This is a genomic window from Aeromicrobium sp., assembly GCF_014378035.1.
In the GTDB taxonomy this organism is placed as follows: Bacteria; Actinomycetota; Actinomycetes; order Propionibacteriales; family Nocardioidaceae; genus Aeromicrobium.
The window spans coordinates 1-3,930 of the sequence record NZ_JACMOM010000071.1; the positions used below are offsets into that span (position 1 = coordinate 1).

4 protein-coding genes are annotated in these 3,930 nt (G+C 66.9%); 2 read left to right on the top strand and 2 right to left on the bottom strand.

Going from position 1 to position 3,930, the window contains the following annotated elements; all coding sequences use genetic code 11:
- Nucleotides 1–2,153: preprotein translocase subunit SecA (secA, locus tag H7290_RS03910; protein ID WP_290512709.1), on the top strand; the 2,153-nt coding region annotated here is incomplete at its 5' end.
- Between the two features lie 31 nt (nucleotides 2,154–2,184).
- On the opposite strand, the gene H7290_RS03915 is transcribed toward secA, so the two are convergent.
- Both H7290_RS03915 and H7290_RS03920 read right to left on the bottom strand, forming a co-directional pair.
- Nucleotides 2,185–2,667 (bottom strand): Rv3235 family protein, encoded by a 483-nt coding sequence (locus H7290_RS03915; RefSeq protein WP_290512710.1) that lies wholly within the window; start codon nucleotides 2,665–2,667, stop codon nucleotides 2,185–2,187.
- Nucleotides 2,664–3,263, bottom strand: a complete 600-nt coding sequence (locus H7290_RS03920; RefSeq protein ID WP_290512711.1) for a hypothetical protein — start codon at nucleotides 3,261–3,263, stop codon at nucleotides 2,664–2,666. The genes H7290_RS03915 and H7290_RS03920 overlap by 4 nt, the downstream gene beginning before the upstream one ends.
- A gap of 121 nt (nucleotides 3,264–3,384) precedes the next feature.
- Here H7290_RS03920 and H7290_RS03925 point away from each other — a divergent pair, with 121 nt between their 5' ends.
- Complete coding sequence (locus tag H7290_RS03925; RefSeq protein ID WP_290512712.1) at nucleotides 3,385–3,912, top strand: hypothetical protein; 528 nt, start codon at nucleotides 3,385–3,387, stop codon at nucleotides 3,910–3,912.
- Nucleotides 3,913–3,930 lie beyond the last annotated feature (18 nt).

The window sequence follows — 3,930 nt, forward strand, 5'->3', positions numbered from 1 at the left end:
ACCACACCGCCGAGTCCGCCCAGCACGGGCACACCTACGCCGCCGCCGACGAGGCCGACTCGATCCCCATCGACGAGGCCCGCACACCGCTCATCATCTCCGGTCCCACCGAGGACGAGGTCAAGTGGTACGGCGAGTTCGCCAAGATCGTCGGTGCCATGAAGATCGACGATCACTACGAGGTCGATGAAAAGAAGCGCACGATCGCGGTGACGGAGGACGGCATCGAGAAGGTCGAGGACCAGCTCGGCATCGACAACCTCTACGACGCGGTCAACACCCCGCTGATCAGCTTCCTGAACAACGCCATCAAGGCAAAGGAGCTGTTCAAGACCGACAAGGACTACGTCGTCATGGAGGGCGAGGTGCTCATCGTCGACGAGCACACCGGGCGCATCCTCGACGGACGTCGCTACAACGAGGGCCTGCACCAGGCGATCGAGGCCAAGGAGGGCGTCCGCATCCGTGAGGAGTACCAGACGCTCGCCACGATCACGCTGCAGAACTACTTCCGGCTGTACGACAAGCTCAGTGGCATGACCGGAACCGCCCTGACCGAGGCGTCCGAGTTCGACAAGATCTACAAGCTCGGCGTCGTCCCGATCCCGACCAACCGCGTCGTCGCCAGGCTCGACCAGCCCGACCTGGTCTACCGCACGGAGCAGGCCAAGTTCGATGCCGTTGTCGAGGACATCGTCGAGAGGCACGCCGCCGGCCAGCCGATCCTGGTCGGCACGACCAGCGTCGCCAAGAGCGAGCGCCTTTCCAAGCAGCTCAAGCAGCGCGGTGTCCCGCACGAGGTGCTCAACGCCAAGCAGCACGACCGCGAGGCCGCCATCGTGGCGATGGCAGGGCACAAGGGTGCCGTCACTGTCGCGACCAACATGGCTGGCCGAGGCACTGACATCATGCTCGGCGGCAGCGTCGAGTTCCTGGCCGACGCCGCCCTGCGCGCCAAGGGCCTCGATCCTCTCGAAGACTCCGAGGCGTACGAGGCCGAGTGGAGCACGACGCTCAAGCAGATGGAAGCTCAGGTCTCGGCCGAGCACGACGAGGTTGCCGCGGTGGGCGGGCTCATGGTGCTCGGCACCGAGCGCCACGAGTCGCGTCGCATCGACAACCAGCTGCGAGGCCGCTCGGGTCGTCAGGGTGACCCCGGTGAGACACGTTTCTACCTCTCGCTGGAGGACGACCTCATGCGGCTTTTCAAGGCCGACTGGGTCAACTGGGTCCTGCAGACCATGAAGATCCCTGACGACGTGCCCATCGAGAACAAGCGTGTGACCGGGGCCATCGCGTCGGCCCAGGCTCAGGTGGAGGCGCAGAACTTCGACACCCGCAAGAACATCCTGAAGTACGACGACGTCATGAGCCGCCAGCGCGAGGTCATCTACACCGAGCGTCGTCAGGTGCTCGAGGGTGAAGACATGCACGAGTGGGTGCGCTCCATGATCGGCGAGGTCACCGCTGCCTACGTCACCGGCGCGACCGAAGGGTTCCCCGAGGAGTGGGAGCTCGAGCAGCTCTGGACCGCGCTGGGAACTCTCTACCCGATCAGCCTCACGATCGAGGGAGTTGAGTCCGAGACCGGTGGCCGCGTGGGTCTCTCCCGCGAGCACCTGCAGCAGGCCGTCGAGGAGGACGCGCTCGCCGCTTACGACAAGCGCGAAGCCGAGCTCGGCGAGGAGGTCACGCGTGAGCTCGAGCGTCGTGTCGTCCTGAGCGTGCTCGACCGCAAGTGGCGCGAGCACCTGTATGAGATGGACTACCTGCGCGAGGGCATCGGTCTGCGGGCCTACTCCCAGCGCGACCCGCTCGTGGAGTACCAGCGCGAGGGGTTCGACCTCTTCAGCGCCATGATGGAGGGCATTGCGGAGGAGTCGGTCGGCTTCCTGTTCAACCTGGAAGTCCAGGTCGACGAGGCCGACACCGAGGACGAGCGTCAGCTCACCGCCAAGGGACTCGACGCCGAGAAGAAGCAGCAGGCGTTGTCGTACTCGGCCCCCAGCGAGGACGGCGAGGCAGAGGTGCGCGGTGAGTCCGCGATCGATGAGGACCCGGCCGAGGCCGAGCTCCGCCGACAGGCCAACACCAAGAACAAGGCCCGTCAGAAGACGAAGGCGCAGCGCAAGTCACGCAAGAACAACAGGTGAGCCGCGCGGCCGATCCTGGCCGGGTCGGTCGCTAAGCCCAGGTCAGGGCGGTGCAGCGCCACACCCGGTCACCGCGGTGTGTCGTCTGCAGCTCAAGCCGCACGGCCACGGCGCGTGAACGACCGCGGTGCACCATGCGGCCGGCGATCTCGGCTGCTTCGTCGTGGACCATCGAGATGTGCACCGAGACGATGCGTGCGCCGCTGCCGGAGCGTAACCGCAGCGGCACCCTGGCGTGGACGGCGAGTCGTGAGGTGAGAAGGTCGTACACGTCCGGCGCCATCCACGCCGCCATCTGTCGTACCGCGCGCTCGCCGGACAGCACCTCGACGAGCGCCTGCATGAACCGCGCAGAGCGTTCGCGCAGCGGCCCGGAGTCTCCGCGTTCGATCGGCACCGGCAGCACGGGTCTGAGGCCGGGGAACGGCAGGGGGATCTGCCCCGGGGCCGGCTCGACCGGACGCCCGAAGCTCGGGTGCGTGAGGGGGACGAGCAGGGCGGTGGCGGTCTTCATGCGGGGTCCTTCCCGGACGGTGGAACGAGACGTTGCGCGGGGAAGATGAGGTGAGGGTTGTCGCCGATGACGTCGCGGTTGGCAGTCCACCAACGGCGGCACTCACGGGCGATCTCGATGTCGCTCGCGGCGGTCGGCAGGGAGCGGGCCGCGATCGCCCACAGGCTGTCGCCGGGGCGGGCGACGACGGACGGGCCCGGGTCTGTGGTCACCAGCGCAACCGTCGAGGGGCGGTCGGGGAGGCGTAGGCCGGTGAGGCTGTGCCAGCTTGTCTGGCCGAGCGGTGGTGATGCCTGGTCGGCGTGCGCTGGTACGAGTGCGAGGGCGCCCACCGTGCCAGCGAACATGGCCCGGCGAAGCAGCTGTGGTGTGAGGGCTCGAAACAGTGTGGACGGCCCGGTCAGTGTCGAGATCGTGAGCACAGCGGTCACCCACGCCGAGAGCGTCAGCTGCAGCAGCGATCCGGCTGCGAGCAGACCCGCTGGGAAGTCAGTGCCCGACAGGGCGGCGACCGAGGAACCGGTGTGCGGTGCCAGCAGCCACAGGCTTGATGCCGCCAAGATGGCCATGGCCCAACCGAGAAAGGAAAGCTTCACGGACTTGCCCCCTGATGACGTTTGACTACGTTTGATTACAGACAAGCCCTTTGGAGACCCGGTGTCAACGGGGGCGGAGTCGGGCTGTGGAGACTGTTCCGCACGACGCGATTGAGATACCGTGCGCGCTATGCGATGGGAGCGGCTCTTCACCGATTTGGAGGCTCAGGCGGACGATGTCGAGCTTGCCGAGCGTGATGACCTGATCGACGAGCTGCGCGACGGTGAGTGGGCTGCCACGTCGTGGCGGGCGATGCTCGGTGGACACGTCGCACTGGACGTTCGCGGAGCTGGGCGGGTCGATGGTGAGACGGTGCTGGTCAATGAACACGTGGTGCAACTGCGGGGCGGTCATGTCGACCACGTCATCAGCAGTCGTGCGGTCCTCAGCATCATCTCCTCCGAGAGCCGCGGCGAGGTGCCGACCGCGGTCACGGCCGCACTCGGCTGGGGTCACGTGTTGCGGGCCCTGCGAGACGAGGGTGAAGCGGTCAGGCTGTGCCTCGTCGACGGTTCGACGAAGGAGGGGATGGTGACGGCGGTGGGAACGGACTTCGTCCGCGTGGCGGCTCAGTCACACATCGCCGAGACGGGTGCGGGCCACCTGGTGCCGTTCGAAGCGCTGGCGATGGCCAGCGGTCGAAGCTGACATCCTTGTCGATGGTCG

Excerpts from the sequence above, each read along its gene's own strand:
- H7290_RS03915 (WP_290512710.1), bottom strand. The coding sequence starts at position 2,667 with ATGAAGACCGCCACCGCCCTGCTCGTCCCCCTCACGCACCCGAGCTTC.